Consider the following 6,303-nt stretch of genomic DNA (forward strand, 5'->3'; position numbering starts at 1 on the left):
ATTTTAAATTAAAAATTATTGAAAATGCTCAAAAGGATGTCGTTCAAAAGCTTAATACAAGTTTAAGTTCTGGCACAACAAAAGGCTTGCCAAATATCGTATTAATTGAAGACTATAGTGCACAGAGCTTCCTTAAATCGTATCCTGATGCATTCTATGACCTATCAAAATATTTCAAAGCGGAAGATTTTGCTGAATATAAACTTGCTCCTACTAGCTTAAATGGTAAACATTATGGGATTCCGTTTGATACAGGGGTTGCTGGGTTATATGTGAGAACAGATTATTTGCAAAAAGCGGGATATACTGTTGATGATTTACAAGGATTGGACTGGAACAAATATATTGAAATTGGGAAAAAGGTAAAACAAGCAACGGGTAAATATATGCTTGCACTCGATCCTAAAAATCTGGGGATTATTCGTGAGATGATTCAAAGTAGTGGTTCATGGTATGTGAAAGAAGACGGAGTAACCCCGAATTTGGCAGACAATGAGCCGCTGAAGGAAGCATTTAAAACTTACAAAGAAATTGTAAACGCAGGGATATCGAAACCTATTTCTGACTGGAGTCAATTTGTTGCCTCTTTTAATAGTGGAGCAGTTGCATCGATCCCGACAGGAAACTGGATTACAGCTTCTGTTAAAGCCGAAGCTTCTCAGGCTGGTAAGTGGGCTGTTGTGCCTTTTCCGAAACAATCGGGCATTCCTAACTCTGTTAATGCTACGAACCTAGGTGGAAGTTCTTGGTATGTACTTAACATTCCTGGAAAAGAAAAGGCGGCAGAATTTCTAGCTAAAACGTTTGGATCAAATGTTGAGTTTTATGAAGCGCTAAACAAAGAAATTGGTGCAATTGGCACATACAAACCAGCTGCTAATAGTGAGGCCTATAAGGCTGCAGATGAGTTTTTTGGAGGTCAAAAAGTAACAGCTGATTTCTCCAAATGGATGACAGAAATTCCTCAAGTAAACTATGGTGCACATACGTATGTGATCGAAGATATTTTAACAGTTGCGTTGCAAGATTACTTAAAAGGCAAAGATCTTGATAAAGTGTTGGAAGATGCACAAAAACAGGCAGAACAACAAGTTAAATAAATATACAGAACATCTATCAATTGTTTTATGAATTAAGCCCCGGGATTCCGCCGTCCTGTCTGGTTTTTATACTAGCACCATTCTGTAGGAGGCGGAGTGGTTCGGGGCTTTTCAGTGAAGAGGTGCGCCTTGAGTTGTTATTTTCATGCGCGGAAGGAGAGTAAAAGTTTGTTCATGGATTTTTTGTTATCAATAGTGATAGGGAGTTGAGATAGGATGAATATAGATTTGACGATTAAAACAGGTCGAAATATTAATCGGAAACACCGTATTAAGAGCACAATAGTTGGATGGTCTTTTGTGATATTGGCTACTATTATGATTTGCGTATTTTATTTCTATCCAATGGTTCAGGCATTGATTCTTTCGTTACAATCAGGTTCGGGTGCGAATCTAACTTTTGTTGGACTGAAAAATTATGCTCGTCTATTTAACGATCCTACCTTTTTAACAACTGTAAAAAATACAGTGATATACCTTATTATTCAAGTTCCGATTATGATTATTGTCGCTTTATTCTTAGCCGTACTATTGAATAATCCGAAATTAAAGCTGAGAGGATTGTTCCGAACAGCAATCTTTTTACCATGTGTCACTTCCCTAGTTGCGTATTCTGTCATATTTAAATATTTGTTTAGCGAAGATGGATTGATCAACGTTATGTTGACGAAATTTTCCCTTATATCTGAGCCAATCAACTGGCTAGGTGATCCTTTTTGGGCTAAAGTGACCATTATTATTGCTCTTACGTGGAGATGGACAGGCTATAATATGATTTTTTACTTATCTGCTCTACAAAATATCGATCACTCGATTTATGAAGCGGCTAAAATTGATGGTGCTTCGCCAGTTCAGCAGTTTTTTAAAATTACGATTCCATTGTTAAAGCCTATGATTTTGTTTACATCAATCAGTTCAACAATCGGTACGCTCCAGCTGTTCGATGAAGTAATGAACATTACGCAAGGGGGGCCGGGAAATGCAACGATGACGATTTCTCAATATATCTACAATCTTTCATTTAAATATACTCCTGATTTCGGTTATGCGGCAACAGTTTCGTATGCGATTGTGATTATGATTGTATTCCTTTCTATTATTCAGTTTAAAGTGGCAGGTGATAAAAATGAGTAATCTTAAAAACGTATTCAACTATACTGTTTTAACCATTGCATCTATTGTTTCTGTGTTTCCATTTTTGTGGATGGTTGTTAGTGCAACGAATAAATCAGTAGAAGTGACGAAAGGGCGGTTATTGCCAGGTAGTCACTTTATGGAAAACTTCCGCAACCTGCTTGATAGCACTAATCTGGTCAATGCATTAATGAATTCGGCAAAAATCGCGATTGTAACAACTTTACTTGCATTGTTGATCTCCTCTTTGGCTGGTTACGGATTTGAAATTTTTAAAAGCAAAACAAAAGATTTTGTATTCAATTTCTTGTTGCTTTCAATGATGATACCTTTTGCTGCTTTAATGGTCTCGTTGTTTAGAATGTTTGGGACAATATCACAAATATTTCCAAGCATCGGTATTGATACAATGATGGCCGTTATTTTGCCGACAGCCACAACGGCATTTCTGATTTTTTTCTTCCGCCAAAGCACGAAAATGTTCCCGAAGGAAATTATTGAAGCGGGCCGAATTGATGGATTGTCTGAATGGGGGATCTTCTTCAGGCTGTATGTCCCTACCATGAAAACAACCTATGCAGCCGCGGCCATTATTACATTTATGTCGAGCTGGAACAGCTATTTATGGCCACTTGTCATATTACAGTCCCCGGAGAACCAGACGGTGCCATTGCTTATATCAAATCTCGGATCGAGTTATTATCCAGATTTCGGAATGATCATGACCGCTATTGTGATCGCTACCTTGCCGACGGCGCTACTCTTCTTTTTCATGCAAAAGCACTTCGTTGCTGGGATGATCGGTTCAGTAAAATGATGAGTAAGGAGTGTGGAAATAATGAAAAAAACATTAACAACCCCCACATTAGAATGGCTTTTGGATCCTTGTGTTTTCGAGGTTAATCGACTACCTGCCCATTCGGACCATATTTATTATGAGACGTTGGAAGAAGCAAAAAGTGGAATTTCCATGTCGATGCGCTATGAGTTGAATGGGAATTGGAAGTTTCACTATGCAGTCAATCCAGCTAGCCGACCGGCGGAATTTTATCAGCTCGATTTTGACTGCTCAAACTGGAGTGATATTTCCGTACCAGGACATATTCAGTTGCAAGGTTATGGAACTCCCCAGTATGTAAATATAATGTATCCGTGGGATGGTCATTGTGATGTTCATCCTCCAGAAGTTCCTATGGATTATAATCCAGTAGGAAGCTATATAAAAATTTTTAATCTCCCTAAAAGCATGAAAGATAAACCGGTGTATATTTCTTTTCAAGGAGTAGAGTCAGCGTTTTATGTTTGGTTGAACGGGCAGTTTGTTGGGTATAGTGAGGACTCTTTCACGCCGGCAGAATTTGAACTTACACCTTTTATAAAGGATGGAGAGAATAAGCTCGCGGTTGAGGTTTACCAGTACAGCACCGGAAGTTGGCTTGAGGATCAGGATTTCTGGCGTTTTTCTGGAATCTTTCGCGATGTATACCTTTATACAGTGCCAGATATTCATGTCTATGATTTACATGTTCGCGCCGAATTGGATTCGTCCTATACGAGAGGCATGTTAACGGCGGACCTTACCTTTTTGTCTCCGGTACCTGCCGGCTCTAGGTTTATCGCTGAACTGTATGATGCGAAAGGCGACCTTGTCGCCAAAAAAGACGGAGAGCTTCATGGCGAAAAGGGGACATTTTCCATTGCGGTCGATGAACCGGAATTATGGAGCGCGGAGAAACCGTATTTGTATAAGCTATATATTCAGATTTTTAACGAGTTTGGCCAATTGGTAGAGGTTGTTCCACAGAAGGTCGGTTTTCGAAGATTCGAGATCATCAATAAAGTTATGCACCTTAACGGAAAACGGATTGTATTTAAAGGCGTTAACCGACATGAATTTCATTGCCGAAGAGGCCGGGCGATCACAAAGGAAGATATGCTATGGGATATTAAAACATTGAAGCGTCATAACATTAACGCAGTCCGTACGTCACACTATCCGAATCAAAGCTATTGGTATGAACTATGCGATGAATACGGCATCTATGTCATTGATGAAATGAATTTGGAAACGCACGGAACGTGGCAAAAAATGGGCCGTGTCGACCCCACATGGAATGTTCCGGGGAACAATCGAGAATGGCAAGACATTGTTATGGACCGGGCGATTTCAATGTTTGAAAGGGATAAGAACCATCCTTCCATCCTGATTTGGTCATGTGGAAATGAATCGTATGCTGGGGAAGTTCTGTTAAACGTCGCCAACTATTTTCGGTCAGTCGATCCGAGCCGTCTTGTCCATTATGAAGGAGTATTCTACGCCCGCGAGTACAATGATATAAGCGACATAGAAAGTCGTATGTACGCAAAGCCTCATGAAATTGAAAAGTATTTAACAGAAAATCCGGATAAACCGTATATCAGCTGCGAATATATGCATGCAATGGGGAACTCGCTCGGCGGGATGTACAAATATACGGATTTGGAACAAAAGTATCCGATGTATCAAGGTGGTTTTATTTGGGATTTCATTGATCAAGCCCTTGTGAAAAAAGATCGTTATGGAAAAGAATTTTTGGCATATGGAGGGGACTTTGGCGACCGTCCAACCGATTACGGTTTCTGCACGAACGGAATTGTCTATGCCAACCGGGAGTTGTCACCGAAGATGCAGGAAGTAAAATATCTTTATCAAAACTTTAAGCTTTCACCGGATCAATACGGTGTCAATATTAGAAATGAAAGTCTTTTTACTGACACAAGTGAATATGATTTAGAATACGTCCTATTCCTTGAAGGGAGAGAGTTGTATCGAAGCAAGCTGAATGTATCGGTAGCACCGCAGGAAGAAAAAAGAGTCGAGTTCGACTGGCCCCTTGGGATGATGGCAGATGCAGGTGAATATTGCATTCATGCATCATTTAAATTGAAAGAAAAAACACTTTGGGCTGATGTTGGTTATGAGGTGGCATTCGGCCAATTTGTATTCCAGATTGGTTCCAAGGAATTCGTTGTTCCTAGCGGAAAGTTAAAAGTTGTCCATGGTGATGTCAACATTGGGGTGCACGGCAAAGATTTTACGATCATGTTTTCCAAACAGGCAGGAAGCCTAGTTTCAATGAATTACGCAGGCAAGGAGATGATTGCGGTCCCTCCTGCACCATTGTTTTGGAGGGCCACGACTGATAATGACCGAGGTTTTTTGCAAGACTTCTATTCGGGGCTTTGGTATGCGGCGAGTTTGGCGCGTAAATGTGTAAAAGTCGATGTGAAAGAGGAAGCGGCCCAAGTAAATGTCACCTTTACCTACAAATTTTCCATTAACCCTGAATTGGAAGTGAAAATTGGTTATACCGTTTATGCTGATGGCAGCATTCGCGTGAAGGCGGTCTATCATGGAGTCGAGAATCTTCCGTCAATGCCGATTTTTGCGGTATCATTCAAGGTTCCAGCCGACTATAATCAACTCGAGTGGTATGCAATGGGGCCCGAAGAAAACTATGTCGACCGCTCAAAGGGGGCAAGACTTGGAATTTTTAGAAATCAAGTATCTGACAATGTATCGCGCTATCTCAAACCGCAGGAATCAGGAAACAGAACAGGTGTTCGTAAAGTAAGCTTAACGAACAACAATGGACAGGGAATAAAAATTTCTTCTATAACTGAACCGTTGGAATGCAACTTTTCGCCATACACAGCTTTTGAACTTGAACATGCCAATCATCATTACGAGCTGCCCAATATTCATTATACGGTTGTCACGGTAGCAGGTCGACAAATGGGAGTTGGCGGGGACGACAGCTGGGGCGCCCCAGTTCACGATGAATACGTCATAAAGGCAGATCAAGACATGGAATTTGAGTTTATGATTCATAAAGTTTAGCGACAACAGCATCATGATGTAAACTTCTCATCTTAGCGTTTTCATTTATCTTGAAAAATAAAAATTGCCCTAACAATATGTGTTCATTAAAAACTAATCTTCTTAAATTACTCGTGCACACTCCGATGATCCTGTTGCCCTAAGGAAACCAATGGAAAAGGAGCAGGATCATTCATGAAGCGTTTGTGC

4 protein-coding genes are annotated in these 6,303 nt (G+C 40.3%); all 4 read left to right on the top strand.

Annotation, left to right across the window (positions count from 1 at the left end; translation table 11 throughout):
* The coding region (locus tag M4I42_RS16075) for an ABC transporter substrate-binding protein (RefSeq protein WP_268853070.1) at positions 1-1,100 on the top strand (1,100 nt) is incomplete at its 5' end.
* Between the two features lie 216 nt (positions 1,101-1,316).
* Positions 1,317-2,234 carry a carbohydrate ABC transporter permease gene (locus M4I42_RS16080; protein WP_268853071.1) on the top strand — a complete coding sequence of 306 codons (918 nt, stop codon included), beginning with the start codon at positions 1,317-1,319 and terminating at the stop codon, positions 2,232-2,234.
* Positions 2,227-3,051 (top strand): carbohydrate ABC transporter permease, encoded by an 825-nt coding sequence (locus M4I42_RS16085; protein ID WP_268853072.1) that lies wholly within the window; start codon positions 2,227-2,229, stop codon positions 3,049-3,051. The genes M4I42_RS16080 and M4I42_RS16085 overlap by 8 nt, the downstream gene beginning before the upstream one ends.
* Positions 3,052-3,072: 21 nt before the next feature.
* Complete coding sequence (locus tag M4I42_RS16090; protein ID WP_268853073.1) at positions 3,073-6,114, top strand: glycoside hydrolase family 2 TIM barrel-domain containing protein; 3,042 nt, start codon at positions 3,073-3,075, stop codon at positions 6,112-6,114.
* The last annotated feature ends 189 nt before the right edge of the window (positions 6,115-6,303 follow it).

The organism is Anoxybacillus sp. J5B_2022 (assembly GCF_026847645.1).
Taxonomy (GTDB): domain Bacteria; phylum Bacillota; class Bacilli; order Bacillales; family Anoxybacillaceae; genus Anoxybacteroides.

Coding starts and splice junctions, on each gene's coding strand:
- M4I42_RS16080 (WP_268853071.1), top strand. CDS start 1,317: ATGAATATAGATTTGACGATTAAAACAGGTCGAAATATTAATCGGAAA.
- M4I42_RS16085 (WP_268853072.1), top strand. CDS start 2,227: ATGAGTAATCTTAAAAACGTATTCAACTATACTGTTTTAACCATTGCA.
- M4I42_RS16090 (WP_268853073.1), top strand. CDS start 3,073: ATGAAAAAAACATTAACAACCCCCACATTAGAATGGCTTTTGGATCCT.